The 18159-nt window shown below is 41.4% G+C and carries 18 protein-coding genes; 6 read left to right on the top strand and 12 right to left on the bottom strand.

From position 1 onward, the window contains the following. Window positions 1–25: 25 nt before the first annotated feature. Together AC2VOY_RS07020 and pssA are read left to right on the top strand one after the other, a co-directional pair. Window positions 26–463: a GNAT family N-acetyltransferase gene (locus tag AC2VOY_RS07020; RefSeq protein WP_491830581.1), complete on the top strand. Its 438-nt coding sequence runs from the start codon at window positions 26–28 to the stop codon at window positions 461–463. 136 nt (window positions 464–599) lie between these two features. Then, the gene (gene pssA / locus AC2VOY_RS07015; protein ID WP_491830580.1) at window positions 600–1946 is read left to right on the top strand and encodes a CDP-diacylglycerol--serine O-phosphatidyltransferase; all 1347 of its coding nucleotides are present in this window, start codon (window positions 600–602) and stop codon (window positions 1944–1946) included. 102 nt (window positions 1947–2048) lie between these two features. On the opposite strand, the gene dinF is transcribed toward pssA, so the two are convergent. Continuing rightward, a complete protein-coding gene (gene dinF / locus AC2VOY_RS07010; protein WP_491830579.1) occupies window positions 2049–3401 on the bottom strand; it encodes an MATE family efflux transporter DinF in 1353 nt (450 codons plus the stop codon). 238 nt (window positions 3402–3639) lie between these two features. Further along, the gene (gene lexA, locus AC2VOY_RS07005) at window positions 3640–4254 is read right to left on the bottom strand and encodes a transcriptional repressor LexA (protein WP_491830578.1); all 615 of its coding nucleotides are present in this window, start codon (window positions 4252–4254) and stop codon (window positions 3640–3642) included. A 277-nt stretch (window positions 4255–4531) separates the two neighbouring features. Between lexA and plsB the strand changes: the two genes are divergently transcribed. After that, the gene (plsB, locus tag AC2VOY_RS07000; protein ID WP_491830577.1) at window positions 4532–6949 is read left to right on the top strand and encodes a glycerol-3-phosphate 1-O-acyltransferase PlsB; all 2418 of its coding nucleotides are present in this window, start codon (window positions 4532–4534) and stop codon (window positions 6947–6949) included. Window positions 6950–7057: 108 nt separating this feature from the next. Here plsB and ubiA read toward each other — a convergent pair whose 3' ends face one another. The 8 genes from ubiA to ftsY form a co-directional block, all read right to left on the bottom strand. Continuing rightward, window positions 7058–7915: a 4-hydroxybenzoate octaprenyltransferase gene (gene ubiA / locus AC2VOY_RS06995; protein WP_491830576.1), complete on the bottom strand. Its 858-nt coding sequence runs from the start codon at window positions 7913–7915 to the stop codon at window positions 7058–7060. A 1-nt stretch (window position 7916) separates the two neighbouring features. Continuing rightward, window positions 7917–8504, bottom strand: coding sequence for a chorismate--pyruvate lyase family protein (locus AC2VOY_RS06990; protein WP_491830575.1), 588 nt, complete (start codon window positions 8502–8504; stop codon window positions 7917–7919). Between the two features lie 14 nt (window positions 8505–8518). Next, window positions 8519–9367 carry a rhomboid family intramembrane serine protease GlpG gene (gene glpG, locus AC2VOY_RS06985; protein WP_491830574.1) on the bottom strand — a complete coding sequence of 283 codons (849 nt, stop codon included), beginning with the start codon at window positions 9365–9367 and terminating at the stop codon, window positions 8519–8521. 38 nt (window positions 9368–9405) lie between these two features. Next, on the bottom strand, window positions 9406–9723 hold the full coding sequence (gene glpE, locus AC2VOY_RS06980; protein WP_491830573.1) for a thiosulfate sulfurtransferase GlpE: 318 nt from the start codon (window positions 9721–9723) through the stop codon (window positions 9406–9408). A gap of 377 nt (window positions 9724–10100) precedes the next feature. After that, window positions 10101–10946, bottom strand: coding sequence for an RNA polymerase sigma factor RpoH (rpoH, locus tag AC2VOY_RS06975; protein ID WP_491830572.1), 846 nt, complete (start codon window positions 10944–10946; stop codon window positions 10101–10103). 300 nt (window positions 10947–11246) lie between these two features. Then, window positions 11247–12200 (bottom strand): permease-like cell division protein FtsX, encoded by a 954-nt coding sequence (gene ftsX / locus AC2VOY_RS06970; RefSeq protein WP_491830571.1) that lies wholly within the window; start codon window positions 12198–12200, stop codon window positions 11247–11249. Further along, entirely contained in the window at window positions 12190–12864 is a 675-nt protein-coding gene (gene ftsE / locus AC2VOY_RS06965; RefSeq protein ID WP_491830570.1) for a cell division ATP-binding protein FtsE, read from the bottom strand. Before ftsE ends, ftsX begins: the two co-directional genes overlap by 11 nt. 32 nt (window positions 12865–12896) lie before the next feature. After that, on the bottom strand, window positions 12897–14162 hold the full coding sequence (gene ftsY, locus AC2VOY_RS06960; protein WP_491830569.1) for a signal recognition particle-docking protein FtsY: 1266 nt from the start codon (window positions 14160–14162) through the stop codon (window positions 12897–12899). Between the two features lie 189 nt (window positions 14163–14351). Here ftsY and rsmD point away from each other — a divergent pair, with 189 nt between their 5' ends. Together rsmD and AC2VOY_RS06950 are read left to right on the top strand one after the other, a co-directional pair. Next, on the top strand, window positions 14352–14951 hold the full coding sequence (rsmD, locus tag AC2VOY_RS06955) for a 16S rRNA (guanine(966)-N(2))-methyltransferase RsmD (RefSeq protein WP_491830568.1): 600 nt from the start codon (window positions 14352–14354) through the stop codon (window positions 14949–14951). Further along, complete coding sequence (locus AC2VOY_RS06950) at window positions 14948–15256, top strand: DUF1145 domain-containing protein (RefSeq protein WP_491830567.1); 309 nt, start codon at window positions 14948–14950, stop codon at window positions 15254–15256. The genes rsmD and AC2VOY_RS06950 overlap by 4 nt, the downstream gene beginning before the upstream one ends. 9 nt (window positions 15257–15265) lie before the next feature. Here the strand turns inward: AC2VOY_RS06950 and AC2VOY_RS06945 are convergent, their stop codons facing one another. After that, window positions 15266–15649: a DUF4145 domain-containing protein gene (locus tag AC2VOY_RS06945; RefSeq protein ID WP_491830566.1), complete on the bottom strand. Its 384-nt coding sequence runs from the start codon at window positions 15647–15649 to the stop codon at window positions 15266–15268. Between the two features lie 203 nt (window positions 15650–15852). Further along, entirely contained in the window at window positions 15853–16869 is a 1017-nt protein-coding gene (locus AC2VOY_RS06940; RefSeq protein WP_491830565.1) for an acyltransferase, read from the bottom strand. A 240-nt stretch (window positions 16870–17109) separates the two neighbouring features. On the opposite strand from AC2VOY_RS06940, the gene AC2VOY_RS06935 reads away from it, so the two are divergent. After that, window positions 17110–18123 (top strand): alpha/beta fold hydrolase, encoded by a 1014-nt coding sequence (locus AC2VOY_RS06935; protein ID WP_491830564.1) that lies wholly within the window; start codon window positions 17110–17112, stop codon window positions 18121–18123. The last annotated feature ends 36 nt before the right edge of the window (window positions 18124–18159 follow it).

Genomic DNA, 18159 nt, shown 5'->3' with positions numbered 1-18159 from the left:
CTAATTTTGTCCCACGTGAAATCATATGCTTAAAAATACCATTTCAAATCAACTTGATATCAAAGTTTTAGATCCGCAAATGATGCCTTTGGTAAAGCCAATTTATAAGGCGCATTACCCAAGCGCTAGACCAAACAAAAGTGAAGTGATAGTGGTTGCATATCTGGAAAGTAAAATTATTGGCTTAGTGCGTTTTAAACCGCTAGACCCTTATTTCTTGTTAACTGGAATGTTGGTGATTCCCGAATATCGCGGTTTAGGGATTGGACATCAGTTACTAGCCTTTTGCCGTCAAGAGATCCTTAATCAAAAACACTTTTGCTTTGCTTATCAACATCTTGAAAGATTTTATGGACAACATGGATTTAGCTCTCAAGCTGAGATCCCAAGTTTTATCCAATCGCGCTTTGATAAATACAAAGCACAAGGCAAAGCACTTGTCTGTATGGGCTATGTGAATTGATTTATTTCACTTTTTGATACAATGGTAAAACCAGTATCATTAGGTTTTAGCTCAATATATTGTTAGAATGCATCAGATAACCCCTAGATAAAAGCTGAGAAATCATTGCTTCGACAAAAGGATAAGGGCATCAACTATGCTTGCTCATAAAGAATTACTTCCAAAACTCCCAATCATTAATCAAGACGCAGAAGGCTTTGAAGTGCTGTTTTCAGCGACAGAGTTTCGTCAGCGATTATTAGATGCTATCCGCAATGCGACGACTCGCATCTATTTAGTCGCCCTCTATCTTGAAGATGACGAAGCGGGCCGTGAAGTATTAACTGAACTCTTTGAAGCGAAACAAAGAAACCCTGAGTTAGATGTGACCGTCTGTGTGGACTGGCACCGTGCGCAACGTGGTTTAATTGGCGCCGATCATAGCGAAGGTAATGCAGCTCTGTATCAAGCCTTTAGCGAAAAATATGAACATAAGATCAATATTTTAGGTGTTCCGGTTCGTTCCAAAGAAATCTTTGGAGTTCTGCATCTAAAAGGCTTTATTGTTGATGAAACTGTCATCTATAGCGGCGCGAGCTTAAATAACATCTATTTAGCATATAAAGATAAGTATCGCTTTGATCGTTACCATATCCTGCATAATCCAAAGCTTGCTGATTCTATGGTGCATTATATTCAAACCAATATTTGCCAAGATGAAGCCGTCAACGCTTTAAATGAGCCTAAAGAAGCGCGACCGACAACAAAATCACTGAAACCTGCGATTCGTCAGTTTCGCGCAAAACTAGCTAAATCTAGCTATGAGTTTGAAAGCGACTTACATCGTGAAGATCAGGTGAGCTTAACACCGCTTGTCGGAGTGGGACGCAAACGAAATAAACTTAATTTGCATATCAATCACTTAATTGCGTGCGCAGAAGAAGAACTCTATATATTCACCCCTTACTTTAACTTCCCAAAAAGCATAGCTAAAGAAGTCAAACGTGCATTGCGCCGCGGCGTAAAGGTAACGATAGTCGTGGGTGACAAGACGGCAAATGATTTTTATATTCCGCCGGAAGAAGATTTTCGCACTATTGCAGGCTTGCCTTACTTGTATGAAACCAACCTGCTGCAATTTACCAAAGCCAATGAACACTATATTGCAAAGCGCCAGCTTTCTGTGATGCTATGGAAACATGATTCAAATAGCTTCCATCTTAAAGGCATGTGGATTGACCGTAAATATATGCTCTTAACTGGTAACAACTTAAACCCAAGAGCTTGGAAGTTAGACTTAGAAAACGGGATTTTAATTCAAGATCCGAGCAAGCTTTTGGAAGAGAAGTTTAACCAAGAAGTCGAAAGTATTTTAGCTCACACTCAGCTAATTGGCAGCTATAAGCAGCTTGATCATATGGAAATGTACCCAGAAGATGTCAAAAAGCTGATGCGTAAAATTAAACGCTTGAAAGCTGATCGCGTGCTCAAACAACTACTTTAAGTTCGCGAGTTAAACTCACAAATACTAAGCCCCTTCTCGAAGGGGTTTTCTTTTATTTAACACTCTAGGCTTTTAAACACTTATCTTTTAAAGATTTAGCTTTTAATCGCTTGCAGTTTCAAAAAAGCGCTGCGCTCTCCATTGGATATATAACACCACCCCAAGCCCAAGCCCACGCATAAACATAAATACCAACATAGCAGCCCATAAGGCGTGATTTTGATAATCAACAAATAGATAAAATACCGCAAAGAAGCAACAAGCAGCGACAAAAACGGTATTACGCATCGCTCCAGCCTTGGTTGCGCCAATAAAGATACCATCCAATAAAAAACACCACATCGAAATAAGCGGCATTAAAATCATATAGATAAGATAAATATCCGCTGTTTGTGCGACCTTCTCAATATCAGTCATTAGGCTAATCAAATCACCGCCAAAAAAGATAAAGACTAAAGTCAAGATGAGGCTCAGCATTAGCCCCCAAAAGCTAGTGCCGACTAAGGATTCAATCAAAGCAGTTTTGCTTTTAGCCCCAAAAGCTTGTCCCACCATAGCTTCCATCGCATAAGCAAAACCATCCATACCGTAAGAAATGAGCATCAAAAAACTCATTAAGACAGCATTGGCAGCAACTATATTGTCGCCAAAAGCTGCGCCCTGAAAGGTCATAAAAGTAAAGACTGCTTGCAAGCAAAGTGAGCGTAAAAAGATATCTCGGTTGAGTTTTAATAAACGTGAAACACCATCAAACACTTGATTAAGTTTTATTCTTAAACTTGGTAAAGCGAGTCTTTGAAAGGTTTTGGAGACAAAAAAGACTGCCACAGCAAAGCTGCAGATATCTGCTAACACAGATGCAAAAGCCACCCCCGCAACCCCTAAACCTAACCCTAGGACAAAGATAAAATCGAAAATGATATTCGTGAGGTTGCTGGCAATGACCATCCACATCGGCGCTTTGGCATTTTGGGTGCCGAGTAGCCAACCAAGAAAAACATAATTGGCAAGCGCAAACGGTGCGCTCCAGATGCGAATCGAGAAATAGATATCCGCTTGGGTTTTAACTGCCTCACTCGCATCAGAAAGGTGAAAGGATAAACTTAAAATTGGGACTTGAAGTGCGAGGAGTAAACTTGCAAGTAAAGCGGCCATCACTAAGCCTTGACGCAGCACTTTAACTAAAGCCGTTTTGTTTTGACCACCTTGCGCTTGCGCGGCCAAACCTGTGGTCGCCATACGCAAAAAGCCAAGTAACCAGAAGCTTAAGCTAATTAAGGTGCTGCCAAGTGCTACCCCACCTAAATACCAAGGGTGATCAAGATGTCCAATGATCCCAGTATCAACCAAACCAAGGAGTGGCACAGTGATATTTGAAAGCACCATAGGAATGGCAAGCGCCAACACTTGTTGATGTAGTTTGAGGTTAAAAAACTGAAATTTTGTAATAGACAAAGGTGGTTTCCCAAAATAGTTGGAGTTGTAGCAAGGCAACAAGGAGATGAGACCCTAGAAGCATATAATATATATGTGACTAGGGCGAATCAACGCTCTTCTCTATAACCGATAGGCGCTGCTACAGCTTCAAATTTGCAGGGAAAAGAACATGTGACGAGAGCAAGAGCGCGCAGCCAACAAAGCTGTAGATGTAACTATGTAGAATATAGTTACATCGCAGAATATAAGAATATAGTTACATCCAGTTGTTATTACGAATAACTCCGACCGCCAAACCTTCAATGCTTAGCTCTTGTGAGGTCAAATCAACCTCAATCGGTGCAAATTCTTCGTTTTCTGCATGCAGTAATACTGTTTTGCCTTTACGTTCCAGACGTTTAACCGTCACGTCATCATCCACACGAGCGACAACGACTTGACCATTGCGTACATCTTGAGTTTTATGCACAGCAAGGAGATCGCCATCAATAATGCCGATATCTTTCATACTCATGCCTTGTACGCGCAGCAGAAAATCCGCATTTGGCTTAAACATTTTCGGATCAACTTGATAGTGTTCTTCAACATGCTCTTGCGCAAGGATAGGTTCACCTGCGGCAACTTTACCAATTAAAGGTAAACCAAGTTCTTCACCTTCTTCAGGAATGATACGAATACCACGTGATGCGCCTGGGATAATTTCAATGAAATTTTTCTTTGCGAGCGCTTTCAAGTGTTCCTCAGCAGCATTCGCTGAGCGAAAACCTAACTCACGGGCAATTTCAGCACGTGTGGGTGGCATGCCGGTGACTTCGATTTTATCTTTAATCAGTTCAAATATTTGTTTTTGACGCGGCGTTAGTGCTTTCATCTTTATACCTGTTTTTTTATACAGCCAACTGTAATTATATCCAGTGCGTAAATATATGCAAGTAATGTGTGCAAAATAGCACCAACCAATTGTTAGTTTTATAAGATGGTAAGTTTGCGCACAAAAAACTAATAGGTTAGACCAGTTTCTGGTATCCTTAAGGGTTCGGATGCTCACGCAGCACAACACAACTTTATACCCCTTGCTAACCCACAAGAAAAACGGATACATTCTTTATTAGCGAGGATATCTGTCATTTTTTGAGGCGACACTTGTTATGTCTTACGGAGAATCCATTTCTCGAACTTTACTAAAATTACCTTTATCTATATTGGTAAAAAGTAAATGCATTCCAGCCGACCCGGTTGAAGAATTGCGTCTCTCGCTTGAGAAGCCTTTGATCTACGCGCTGCCTTTTGGCTCAAATGTTGATTTGATGAGCGTACAAAAACAAGCGCTCGCATTAGGTTTACCCGACCCACTGACTCCAATTGAAATCGACGGCAAAACATTTGATCGTTATGTTTTTATCGACGATGAAAGCAAAGCGTCTGATCCTTCCCAAATGTCGATCAGCCAATTTAGCCAACTTCTTGATTTGCATAAACAAGATCCTGAGCTAGATATTCAGCTTTTACCGACGGCAGTATTATGGGGACGCAAGCCAAGTAAAGAAGGTAAAGAAAAGCCTTACTTACAAGCAATGAATGGGTTTGAGAAGTTTTTTGCCTTGATTTGCTCTGGACGTGACTGCTTAGTGCGCTTTAGCCAAACAGTGTCATTGCGTTATATGGCGGACAACCACGGTACAGATGATGAAATCGCTCACAAGCTTGCACGTGTTGCGCGTATTCACTTCTCACGTCAAAAGCTTGCTGCATCGGGCCCAAGTTTGCCACAGCGCGAAGCTTTATTTAATCGCTTATTAGAATCCCCTGCGATCGAGCAAGCGATTGAAGCAGAAGCCAAAGCGAAAGACATCTCGATTGAAAAAGCACGAAAAAATGCGCGCAATATTTTAGATGAAATCGCCGCAGACTTTTCTTATACCTTGATCCGCGTCGGTGCTCGCTTCCTAGGTTGGTTGTGGAACAAGCTCTATCAAGGCTTACATATCAACAATATGTCGAGTGTGCGCAAATTAGCTCAAGATGGTCATGAGATTATCTATGTACCATGTCACCGCAGCCATATGGATTATCTACTGCTTTCTTATGTCTTGCACCATGAAGGTATGGTTCCGCCGCACATTGCCGCTGGCGTGAACTTAAACTTCTTCCCTGCTGGGCAGATCTTCCGTCGTGGTGGTGCTTTCTTTATTCGTCGTACTTTCAAGGGTAATAAGCTTTATTCAACGATTTTCCGTGAATATTTAGCTGAGCTCTTTACCAAAGGCTATAGTGTCGAGTTCTTTAGTGAAGGCGGGCGTTCACGTACAGGACGTTTGTTGCAACCTAAGACAGGCATGCTGGCGATGACAGTGCAAACTATGATGCGCGGCTTAAATCGCCCTGTGACTTTAGTGCCTGTGTATGTTGGCTATGAGCATGTGATGGAAGTTGGCACTTATGCCAAAGAACTTTCAGGTGCGCGAAAAGAAAAAGAAAGTGCCGGTATGGTGCTGAAAACGCTACGTAAACTGCGTAACTTTGGTTTTGGCTATGTCAACTTTGGTGAGCCGATTAACCTCAACCAATTCTTAAATGAGCACGCACCTGACTGGTCGAAAGCTGAAGCTGAGTCTAAGCCTGAATGGATGAATAGTGTGGTCAGCCAAGCCGCGAATAAAATGATGACCCACATCAATGATGCAGCAGCAGCAAATGCCTTAACTTTAAGTGCTACCGCCTTGCTTGCTTCGCGTCGTCACGCCTTATCGCGTAAAAATCTTGAACGCCAAATTGATTGCTATCTGCAAATCTTAAGAAATGTGCCTTACTCAGAATATGCCACAACACCAAAAACTAGCGCAGCAAAATTGGTTGAGCATGCGCAAGAGTTAGATAAATTTAGTGTTGAGAAAGATAACAAGAGTGACATTATTACGCTTGATCGTAAACAAGCTATCTTGATGACCTATTATCGTAATAATATCATACACTTGTTTGTGCTTCCGTCTTTGATTGCGCACTTGGTAATTCAAAAACAAAGCATTTCTAAGCAAGAGATCAAACAAGCTGTAAGCTTATTGTATCCTTTCTTAAAAGCTGAGCTCTTCTTGCATTATGATGAAGAAAGCCTAGAGCAAGAACTTGAAAAACATATTAATGAGCTAGAACGTCAACACTTAATTTGCATTGAAGATGATATCTTGAGCGTGAACCCAAGTAAGGTTCAAATCCTGATTTTGCTTTCACGCACCATAGTGGAAACCTTGCAGCGTTATGCGATTGCCTTTACGCAACTGGTTGCGATGGAAGAGCCAGATCGCGCAGCACTTGAGTCACAAAGCCAACTGATTGCTGAGCGTTTATCACGCTTGCATGGTATTCATGCACCAGAGTTTTTTGATAAATCAACCTTTACCACTTTCTTTAATTCATTAAAAGATAGTGGCTATGTCGATACCAAAAACAACTGTGTGCCAGCGAAAACCCAAGTCGTGGTTGATTTATTAGGTGAGTTACTTGCACCTGAGATCATCTTAAGCTTGCAAGAAAGCGTGACTTATCGCGAAGATAAAGAAGACGAATAATCTTAACTGAGTCGTTAAGTATTGGTTGAAAACAAAAAATCCTCTAGTGATATACCGCTCAAAGAGCCTATCGCTAGAGGATTTTTTATGTTTGGGTGTCTCCAACCTTTAAATGATAAAGCTTGCGACTAAACCGATAAAGATAAACATTCCTACATAATTATTGTTTAAAAACGCCTTAAAACAATCTTCACGCTCACGTTTATGAATCAATCTTTGTTGATATACAAACAAGCCTGCTGCGACTAATATCGACCAATAGAAAACGTTGGATAAATCTAACCAAGCACCAAGCAACATCAAGAGTACAATGCATGCAAGCTGCAAAATTCCTATCATTAACTTGTCAAAACGACCAAAGAAAACTGCGGTTGATTTAATCCCTATTTTAAGGTCATCATCGCGATCAACCATGGCATATTCAGTGTCATAAGCAATCGTCCATAAGATATTAATCAAGAATAATAACCAAGCCTGCGCCGGCAGAGTGCCTGATTGCGCTGCCCATGCCATCGGGATTGACCAACCAAAAGCTAAGCCGAGGATAAGCTGCGGAAAATGCGTATAACGCTTCATAAAAGGATACGCACTAGCAAGCAAGATCCCAATAAATGAAAGCTGAATCGTCAGCTTATTCATGGTCAATACGAGTAAGAATGAAGCACCAGCCAAGGCAAAGAATAAAATTAAGGCTTCTTTCGCAGTCACTCGGCCAGAAGGCAGCGGTCTTGCTTTGGTGCGCTTCACATGACCATCAAAGTTCCTATCTGCAAAATCATTAATCACACACCCTGCCGAGCGCATAAAAAACACGCCAAGAATAAATACCAATGCCACACTTGCATCAGGTATCCCCTGCGCAGCAATCACAAGCGCCCACAGAGTTGGCCATAACAATAACAATGAGCCAATAGGGCGATCCATCCTTGTTAGCTGCCACAGAGCCTGTGCCTTATCCATTGTCATTTCATTTTCCTTTTGAATATACCGGAGAGCCGGGTAAAAATACTTCTGCCACTAATAAAGGCGTTTGCTCGACCCAAATTCGCGAACGACGCGCAATGAGTTGTTCTTGATACTTATTATTTTGAAAAACCAAAATAGCAAATTCAAGCTGATCTCTATACGTATCAGAATAGGCAAATGCCGTTTTCCCAATAGGTATATTACCTTGATTTGCGAAGTTTTCGTGTGAGTTTGCTAACTGATTTTGAGGAATCAATGTGCGCGCAATCACCCATGGCGCATTATCTCCAAGCAAAGTCACTTCTCGCAATAAATAAGTTTGCAAATTTGCAGGCTCAAGATCCGCTCCAAGTAAACGCTTTTCAGCAGCGGTCAGAGCGAGAGGATCATAAGCTTGATGAGGATTTGCCTGCACACTTAAGGTCTGACACTGCGACTCTAAAAAAGAAGTCATCGAGCTCATAAGTGACAAAACCTTAATGTCAAACTGGCTTGGCAGATCAAACTCATCTGCCACTTGCCATTCAAGCTGTGCTATTTGTTCTTGTATCTGAGTGATATCTTGCGTATTCAAATCTAAAGTTTGCATCTTAGTTCTTTGGATCATGATTTATTTTTTGCGCCATGATCAGCCATGCGCCACGCATCAAGCAGACCTAATGCACAGCCGACAACTAAACCAGCAAGATGCGCAAAGTTGGCAATTGCCATCAGTGGTTGCACAAAACCTAATACTAACCAACCTAGCATAAAGATGACGATTGTTTTGGGTACCTGCAAACCAAATTGTGGTGCTTTTAAGCCCAGAATCCAGGCATAACCAAGCAAGGCATAGACAACGCCAGATAAGCCACCAAAATTAGCCCCGCCAACATAGTATTGCACAGCTCCTGAGACAGCAGCAGAAAGCAAGAAAATAAGACTTAACTTACCACTACCAAGGCGTTTTTCGATATCACCACCGATTTGCCACCACCACATCAGGTTAAAGGCAATATGGGTGATCGAGAAATGCAATAAGGCATGGGTTACCCAACGCCAGAGCTGCCATTTTTGATCCATATATGCAGGAAAGTGCAGGCTAGTAAAAATTTCTCGGCCAAAACCTAGGCTTTGTAATAGATAAATAACAATACAAATCAGCATGATCCCTAAAGTCACCACGCCAGCTTTAGCTTTTATCAAAGCCAGCATATTTGGACTTTGATATTTGAAAGCTTGTGAAGTGCTGCCTGTTTCCCAAGATGCTGCGGCATACTTCTCATCGTTTGGATTGGCAATAAACTGAGAAAACTCATGATTGACTTCCACTTGATGCGTAGGATCCTTTAACCAGAGCACAAAATGATTATTCTCATCTTGAGTCATGGTGATCTCTATCTGGCGAGTCGCAAGGTAATCAATAAACGCTTGCGCTAAACGCGGATTATCTAATACAGCTATTTGGATCATATCATTCGCCTAGTTTTATATTTGATTGTTCATCACGGTTAGCTTTCGCAAGCAAGACCTGCTTTCTTCCAAGCTTCAAAACCACCATCCACACTATAAACCGTCTCAAAGCCTTGATTGACGAGATACTGAGCCGCGCCTTGGCTTGAATTACCATGATAACAGATAACTAAAATAGCCGTCTCATCATCCACACTATTGGTGAGATCAAGCATAGTATCATTGGTCAAATGAGCGGCCCCCTGTGGGTGTGACAGCGCAAAAGATTGGGGATCGCGAATATCCCAAATCACAGCTTTATCTTGATCTAAAAGCTTAGCGGCTGAGGCGACATCTATATGTTGAAACTGATCCATTTGTTCTTCCCTTTTGATTTATCAAAACTTGGCTGAGTATAACCTATCCCAAGCCAAATAAAGACGGATGTTTTCTACTTGATCTTTGTTTGTGTAAAATTCAATCAACTGTGGATAAAGCTGTGAATTAGGTGAATAAAGTGGATCGAAGAAAAAAGATCCACTATATATGGGAAATGATCCTGATCTAGCTGTGTGTAGTTTTTTATTTATCCCCATCCAAGTTTTCGTCATGAAGCGAGATCTAAACCTAATTTACACACCCTATGATCGGATCTAATCACAGACTTATCCACAAGCTGTAAAGATCTTTCACATAAAAAAACCGAGACACTAGGCCTCGGCTTTATTGGAATTTATTTTAGCTTATCGGAGGCTTATAGCTCACCCACGGCTAATTTTAGTTTTTTCATTGCGTTCTTTTCAAGTTGGCGAATACGCTCCGCTGAGACTTGGTAGGTTTCAGCTAACTCTTGCAAGGTTGATTTTTGATCATCTAACCAACGTGAACGAACGATATGCTGGCTACGCTCATCAAGGCTTGCAATCGCGCTATTGAGACGATTATTACTGTGCGCTTCCCAGTTATCCGCTTCAATATTATCTGCAACATCAGATGCTTTATCTTCAAGATATAACACTGGTGAGTTAACCGGTGCATCATCATCGTCGTCATTGCTCATATCAAAGGCTGCGTCTTGCGCCGCTAAACGCGATTCCATTTCACGGACTTCTTTTTCAGAAACCCCAAGCTCGCGTGCAACCGTTTCAACTTCACCTTGGTTAAACCAACCGAGGCGTTTTTTCGACTTACGCAAGTTAAAGAAGAGTTTGCGTTGCGCTTTGGTGGTCGCAATCTTAACGATACGCCAGTTACGCAATACATATTCGTGGATTTCAGCTTTGATCCAGTGAACCGCGAAAGAAACAAGGCGTACCCCAACTTCAGGGTTAAAGCGTTTTACCGCTTTCATCAAACCAATGTTACCTTCTTGAACAAGATCGGCTAAAGGAAGCCCGTAGCCAGAGTAGCCACGTGCCACATGCACGACAAAACGTAAGTGAGATAGAATCAGCTTTTTCGCCGCTTCAATTTCACCTTGGTAATGCAAGCGCTGCGCAAGATCTAGCTCTTCTTCAGCAGTGAGCATTGGGTAGCTATTTACTGAACGGACATAACTGTCTAAGCTGTCTTGAGTAACGACTGGATACATGTTTGACATTAGATTCCTCTTGATTTGCTTATCTACTTTAGATTTTCATCCACTTTTAGATTCTCATCCATTTTAGCACAGGATATTCTGAACCTAATTTTTTCAATCATCAAGACTTGAGAGTAAAATAATATCATCAAGTTCACAAATTTTAAGATTCTTTTACTTGAATTTACAGATCTATCACCCACATGGGAATTATTTGCGAATTTTTCAAGATTAAAATTAAAAAAAATCCCACATGATATGCATGCAGGATCTTCTATTTATATACAGCTATAGCCAAGATAATTGAAGATTTCGGCTATATTAAGCGGGTTCTATTTCTCTAAGATGACGACGCGCCGAAATATTTGCCGCAAACAAAGATAAAAATGCACCAAGCATTATCAATAAAACGCCTTCATTAAAATCTAAGCCGATTAAATTAAACGGACTGTCGTAAAGCGCGGCAAGATCGCGCACCGCATCTTGAACAAAGTAGGCAATTAATAATGTAAAACCCCACGCCATTGCCGACGCGATTAAGCCAATCCAAAACCCTGTATATAAATAAGGGCGTAGAATATAACGATCGGTAGCACCAATAAGCTTCATCACTTGGATTTCATCTTTGTGCGCTAAGATATTAAAACGTAGCGTGTTGCCGACAATTAAGAACACAGAAACCAGCATTAAACTGGCAAATGAGACGGCTACGACATACGCGACTTGTTTAATTGCATCCAAACGCGCAAACCAATCCTCATCCAAACGTACATCCGAGACGCTGTCTTGCTCAGTTAAACGCTGCGCCAGAGCTTGTGCCCCTTGGCTGTCTTGAAACTCAGATTTAGGCGTTACAACTAATACAGGCGGAAGAATATCCGCTTTAATTAAAGACATCGCCTTCATTAAGCCTGAATGCTTACTGATCTCTTCCAAACCTTGTTTAGCAGAAATATAAGTGACCTTATCGACATCTTGCCATGATTCGAGCTCATCTTTTAAGATCATCGTACGCGCTTCTGGCGTCCCTGCTTTAAGATAAACGCTGACCTCAGAGGCAGACTCCATACCATGCGCCACATGCGTCAGGTTTTTACCTGCAATATAAAAAGTTGCCGGCAATGCCAAAGACATAGACAGTACAATTAAAGTTAAAAAAGTACCAAAAGGTCGGCGCAAAAGATTATTAAATGAGTGTTTTGCATGGCGCCAATGGGTTTTAAAAAAACCTTCTGAAACAGGACGTTGTTTCATCGCCCCTTTTTTACTGGCCATAACGCTCTACCTCACTTAAAAAACCTTGATTCAATTCAAAACGACGATACTGCGGACGGCTTTCAACTAAATGTAAGTCATGGGTTGCTAGCAAGATGGATACCCCAGCACGGTTAAACTCTTCAAGCAAATGCAGCACCTGATAGGAGAGATCATGATCTAAGTTACCAGTTGGCTCATCGGCAAGCAGTAGAATTGGACGGTTGACCACAGCGCGTGCAATCCCGACCCTTTGCTGCTCACCACCTGAGAGTTGCATCGGAAAGCATTTGGCTTTGTTGAGTAACCCTACTTTATCTAACGCTGCATTGACGCGACGTTTGATTTCATTTTCATTGGTGCCTTCAATGCGCATTGGCAATGCGACGTTGTCATATACTGTGCGATCCATCAAGAGTCTGTGGTCTTGAAAAATCATGCCTATATTACGGCGTAAAAATGGAATATCACGACGGTGAATACGCGTCACATCATGCCCATTAAAGGACATTTTTCCATCCGTTGGACGCTCAAGCGCACAAATGAGCTTAAGTAATGTACTTTTACCAGCCCCTGAGTGACCGCCAAGAAAAGCCATTTCACCACGGCGTAAATGGAAATCGACTTTCTGTAAGGCTTGGTGTCCACCTCGATAGACCTTACTCACTTGTTGAAATTTTATCACTTGCTTGTCCTCAAATTCCCTGTATTGAACGGCTACGTATCGTCTCGACTAAACAATGCTTCAATAAAATCATGTGCTTCAAATGGACGCAGATCATCAATCCCTTCACCCACACCTATATAACGAATTGGGATCTTAAATTGATCAGCCAATGCGAAGATTACGCCACCTTTGGCTGTACCATCAAGCTTAGTTAGGTTGATCCCAGTAACAGGCGCGACTTCACTAAATAGTTTGGCTTGGCTAATCGCATTTTGTCCGGTTGCCGCATCAAGGGTTAGCATAATTTCATGCGGTGCAGATGCATCAATTTTTTGCATCACGCGCACAATTTTACGCAACTCTTCCATCAAGTTGCTCTTGTTTTGCAAACGCCCTGCAGTATCCGCGATCACAACATCAACATTACGTGCACGCGCCGCTTCAATCGCATCATAAATCACCGATGCGCTATCTGCGCCAGTATGCTGAGCGATCACAGGAACATCATTACGTTGACCCCAAACTTGAAGCTGCTCCACCGCTGCGGCGCGGAAAGTATCGCCCGCTGCAAGCATCACAGATTTACCTTGGCTTTGGAATTGCTTCGCCAGCTTGCCTATGGTTGTAGTTTTACCGACACCATTCACGCCAACCATTAAGATAACATATGGTTTTTTGCTCGTATCAATCACAAATGGTGATTCCACTTCAGCTAAGATATCGGCCATTTCTTGTTTAAGCAGACCATACAAGGCTTCGCCATCTTTTAAGTCTTGACGTGACGCTTTCTCAGTTAAATTTTCGATAATTTTAACCGTTGTATTCATGCCTACGTCAGCAATAAGTAATTGTTCTTCGAGTTCTTCAAAAAGATCCTCGTCAATCTTCTTACCTTTGAATAAACCAAAGAAACCGGCACCAATATTTTGACTTGTGCGTTGCAAGCTACGCTTTAGGCGCACAAAAAAGCTTTCGGTTGGCTTTTCTTGTTCCTTGATTGGCGCAGGCTGAGTTTCAACTTCTTCTGTCTGCGCTTGCGCTTCCACTTGGCTTTCTGATTCAAGCTGTGCTTCTTCTGCAGCTGTTTCTAATTCAGCTTCAATCTCAAGTTCTGATTCAGTGCGTTCTGTCGCCAGTTCATCAACCTCTATATCAGATTGATTTTCTTCAGTTTGTTCTTCTTTTTCTGGCGTTACTGGTGCATCTTGCTGTGCTTGGTTTGATTCTTGCTCTGCTTGGGCAGGCTTTTGCTCTTGGGCTTCTTCTTCACCAAAGCCAAGCCATGAAAGCAAGCCGCCTTTCTTTTTCTCTGTCATTAGAAATCCTAAAAATAGGTAATATAAGGTGTGTATATGTATAAAAATCAGTTCACTGCTTGCCTGAGTATATCAAAACAAATCCATCCATAAAAACGACAAAATATATCCCTTACATAAGTTTAAGGTGCTACAATTTGCCGCAAAATTCTATTTTACCTTATTATTTAATTTCGGTACTTAAAATCTATGCGCAAAGCTTCTTCTAAACAAGGTTCAAAACCTAAATCGTCTCAAGGATTTATCCGCATCATTAGCGGGTTATGGCGCGGCCGTAAATTACCGGTATTCGATGCCGAAGGTTTACGTCCTACGACTGATAGAGTCAAAGAGACCTTATTTAACTGGATTGCGCAAGATGTCGGTCATGCCAAATGCCTCGATCTTTTTGCTGGCTCCGGTGGTTTAGGCTTTGAATGTGCCTCAAGACAAGCTGACAGCGTATTATTAATTGAGAAAAACCCACAAGCTTACAAGCAATTAAACACAAATATCGCAACTCTCAAAGCAAATAATATAAAAGTGCTAAACCAAGATGCGTTAAGTTTTTTAGACACAACTCCCACTGAGTTTGATTTGGTCTTCTTAGATCCACCGTTTCATCAAGGTTTACTCGATGAGGCTTTAGTAAAATTAGAGCAAAATGGATGGCTTGCACCCGAGGCGAAGATTTATATTGAAACAGAAAAAAGCCTCACTCAAATCAATCTGCCATCCCATTGGCAGCTCTTGCGCGAAAAGACCGCGGGTCAAGTCTGCTATCGACTCTATCAAAAGGAAGAAGTATGAAAAAAATATTCTTAATGCTGGCGAAAATCTTCATGCTAGTGGTATGGGGTGTGCTACTGCTTAACCTTATTCAGCCATTTGCCGGTAGCATGCATATTGCCTTGAATGTAATGGGCATTTTTATGCTCTTGATGCACGGCTTACAAGTCTTGATGTTAACTAAACTTTCGGCGGGTCAAATCAGCTTAACCACTAAAGAAAAGCTCTCTATCTGGCTCTTTGGTTCGTTTGCGATGGCTGATCTAAAAGATAAAATAATGCAGCAAATTCAAGCCAAGAGCGCAGACAAAACAGACACCAAATAAAACGGCAGCTTATTTAGCAAAGTAAGGCTCTAAATGGCGCACTAAACTATCCCAATGCACGCTATAAAATATCAGTGCGCCAGCTGTCATCACAAACATCAGTACTAATGCAATCGCCCACACAAAGCGTCCCCCTCTTGGGGTGATTTCTTCTGCACATTCATCGCATAGCGTCAAAAATGCATCTAAGTCATCGAGTTCAAAAGACTCATCATTGGCAAGTTTATTGCGCGTGGTCGCGATATAACGTATATCTTTTAAAATTTTTCGCGGCAGTCTTTCTTCACAACTTGAAATTAACTCGTGTAAACCTTGCCCTTGCGCATGATATTGCTCGCGTAAGATCTTTTCTATATGGCGCGTTCGCAGTACAACCGCTTCAACCTGAGACATAATCCATTCCTCATTTTATACCCAAGCAATCCCACATACAGTCTAAAATGAGATAACTCGGGTATATATCATGGCTAAATAATCACCAAGTAACAAGGTATTTTATCCATGATTACAAAGCTTTACTTAAGTAAAAAATATATCAAATGACCGCAAGAAGCAGACTTTAGAGTGAGCCTCTTGAGGTTATTGAATATAAAACACTAAGGCAATAACCAACGCGTTTTAGGGCTGAGTGAAACCAACCAACTTGTGGTCAATGCACATGCACCACTCACCAAAATCCAAAGTGGGATCATTAGTGCTGGGTGTCCTTGATCTAAACCATAGTTTTTCACCGGCCACAAGAAAAGCGGATGCAAGATATAAATCCCTAAGCTATGGGTACTAATAAAGCCAATGATCTTCATCGCCTTTTCGCTCAAACCTTCGCCGTAATAGCGTCCAAGCATAAATACCATGCTAGCAATCGCCACTGTATTTAAGGTTTTATACGATAACCAGCGGCCAATCGTATATTCCCCCGCTTGTAAGCTGTTATAGGTCACCATACCAATAGTCGCTACAAGACCAATCACTCCGGCAATAACAAAGTATGTCAAAGTTTGTTTAGTATTAGGTGTTTTTTGATATAAAACATAACCTAAGAGTAAATAACCGCTATAAAGATAGTATTGGTTTGACCATGGTCCATCTATCTTGAAGAGGAAGAGTGCAGTGGTGAATAGCCAGATACCAACCAGTGCGTACAAGGCAGTATCATCTACTTTGCGCACCAAAATCTGGAAGAAAGGCACAAGTAGATAGAGCGGGATAAAGTAATAAAAGAAGCCAAGGTGGTAGTAAGTATCATGATGATAACTATTGGCGAGCACATCGCTTGCGACATCGGAATCAAAGCCTTGCGCGCTCCAACCGGACAGATAAGCATAAAACAAAGACCAGACAATAAAAGGGATCAACACCTTACCTAGGCGCCTTTGAACATAGTATTTGAGGTCAAACGGGCGAGTATCACTAAGCAGTAAGGCTCCCGAAATCAAAATAAACACAGGCACTGCCCAACGTGAAGCACCATTGACAGCAACGGCGGTGAACCATTGATCAAAAGGCAGCACACCTAAAGTATCACGATAAGGCGCCAAGACATGAATCGCGATCACTGCCACAGCTGCCACGCAGCGCAGTAAATCAAAAAAGAAGACGCGTTGTTTGGTCATATAAAATCCAAAATAAATAATGTGGTATAAAGGAGAATAAGCTTGTTAGTCGCTTGCAAACTAAGTCAACTAAATTAAATATTAGTTCATACTAATCCTTAACTTGATTATGCAGCAAACTAAATTCTTATTCAGCTTACTTGAATATATTTTGCGCAAGTTTCAAACAAAGTCTAATAAAACAGTGTATACTAAAAATAAGTCACAATGTTTATGTCCAACTAACTGATAATAAAAACAATGAATGATATTGAATCCAATTATAGCCAAGAAGTTAGTCTCGAAAATACACTTTTAAGTGCTGTTGGGCCTTTTTGGCAATCTCGAAACGAAGGCTTTATTCAAGGCGTCGATCAAAAACGCATCTTTTGGGTCTCGATGACCAATCCAAAACACACCAAAGCTCTATTTGTTGTAAACGGTAGAATTGAAAGTGTATGGAAGTATCAAGAGCTATTTTTCGAGTTCTACAAACAAGGTTATGATATCTATTCGTTTGATCATCGCGGACAAGGTTTATCGCAACGTTTGCATTCAGATCCTCACCTTGGACACGTTGAGCGTTTTGAAGATTATATTCAAGATATGCAGTCTGTGTTGGCGCATTTTGACCTATCAGGTTATCAACAACGATTTTTACTCGCTCACTCTATGGGTGGCGCAATCAGCGCAAGATGCCTTGAAACCAATCCAAAAATTCAAGCCCAGTTCGATGCTGTGATCTTCTCCGCGCCTATGTTTGGGATTAGCATGTCTTGGTATTTACGCCCAATTGCATATAAAGTGGCGCGAATTGCATCAAAACTAAGCAAAATACCTACTTATGCACCCGGACAATCAAGCTATAACGAGCGTCCGTTTACAGATAATCACCTCACTCAAAGCCAACCTAGATACCAAGCTTTTCGCGATCTTTACCAACAAATGCCTGAATTACAACTTGGTGGCCCAAGCAGTCATTGGGTTGGAGAGGCAATCAAAGCGGCAAAACTCTGTGTCGATGAAGCCCCTCAGTTAACCATCCCAACTTTATTGCTCCAAGCCCTTGATGACAGCATTGTGGATAACAAAGCACAAATAGCCTTTATGGATAATTTAGGCGCAGAACAATCTAAATTTATTCCTCTTGAATCTTCACGCCATGAAATTTTATTTGAATCAGATACGATTCGAGATATCGCACTGGATCACATTTTTGATTTTTTAGATAAGCAAAATAATCAAGCTCTCACACAGCAAGATGTTATGATGTAGAAAACCATAGTGATTTGATCCGTATTAATAAGTAGA

It is taken from the genome of Vibrio sp. KMM 9700 (assembly GCF_058545285.1).
Note: the sequence above shows the minus strand (reverse complement) of the source record. Positions and strands in the feature narration are given on the sequence as shown.

Bases quoted from the DNA above. Each gene is read 5' to 3' on its own strand.
- AC2VOY_RS07020 (WP_491830581.1), top strand. From the start codon at position 26: ATGCTTAAAAATACCATTTCAAATCAACTTGATATCAAAGTTTTAGAT.
- pssA (WP_491830580.1), top strand. From the start codon at position 600: ATGCTTGCTCATAAAGAATTACTTCCAAAACTCCCAATCATTAATCAA.
- lexA (WP_491830578.1), bottom strand. From the start codon at position 4,254: ATGAAAGCACTAACGCCGCGTCAAAAACAAATATTTGAACTGATTAAA.
- plsB (WP_491830577.1), top strand. From the start codon at position 4,532: ATGTCTTACGGAGAATCCATTTCTCGAACTTTACTAAAATTACCTTTA.
- ubiA (WP_491830576.1), bottom strand. From the start codon at position 7,915: ATGACAATGGATAAGGCACAGGCTCTGTGGCAGCTAACAAGGATGGAT.
- AC2VOY_RS06990 (WP_491830575.1), bottom strand. From the start codon at position 8,504: ATGCAAACTTTAGATTTGAATACGCAAGATATCACTCAGATACAAGAA.
- glpG (WP_491830574.1), bottom strand. From the start codon at position 9,367: ATGATCCAAATAGCTGTATTAGATAATCCGCGTTTAGCGCAAGCGTTT.
- glpE (WP_491830573.1), bottom strand. From the start codon at position 9,723: ATGGATCAGTTTCAACATATAGATGTCGCCTCAGCCGCTAAGCTTTTA.
- rpoH (WP_491830572.1), bottom strand. From the start codon at position 10,946: ATGTCAAACATGTATCCAGTCGTTACTCAAGACAGCTTAGACAGTTAT.
- ftsX (WP_491830571.1), bottom strand. From the start codon at position 12,200: ATGGCCAGTAAAAAAGGGGCGATGAAACAACGTCCTGTTTCAGAAGGT.
- ftsY (WP_491830569.1), bottom strand. From the start codon at position 14,162: ATGACAGAGAAAAAGAAAGGCGGCTTGCTTTCATGGCTTGGCTTTGGT.
- rsmD (WP_491830568.1), top strand. From the start codon at position 14,352: ATGCGCAAAGCTTCTTCTAAACAAGGTTCAAAACCTAAATCGTCTCAA.
- AC2VOY_RS06950 (WP_491830567.1), top strand. From the start codon at position 14,948: ATGAAAAAAATATTCTTAATGCTGGCGAAAATCTTCATGCTAGTGGTA.
- AC2VOY_RS06945 (WP_491830566.1), bottom strand. From the start codon at position 15,649: ATGTCTCAGGTTGAAGCGGTTGTACTGCGAACGCGCCATATAGAAAAG.
- AC2VOY_RS06940 (WP_491830565.1), bottom strand. From the start codon at position 16,869: ATGACCAAACAACGCGTCTTCTTTTTTGATTTACTGCGCTGCGTGGCA.
- AC2VOY_RS06935 (WP_491830564.1), top strand. From the start codon at position 17,110: ATGAATGATATTGAATCCAATTATAGCCAAGAAGTTAGTCTCGAAAAT.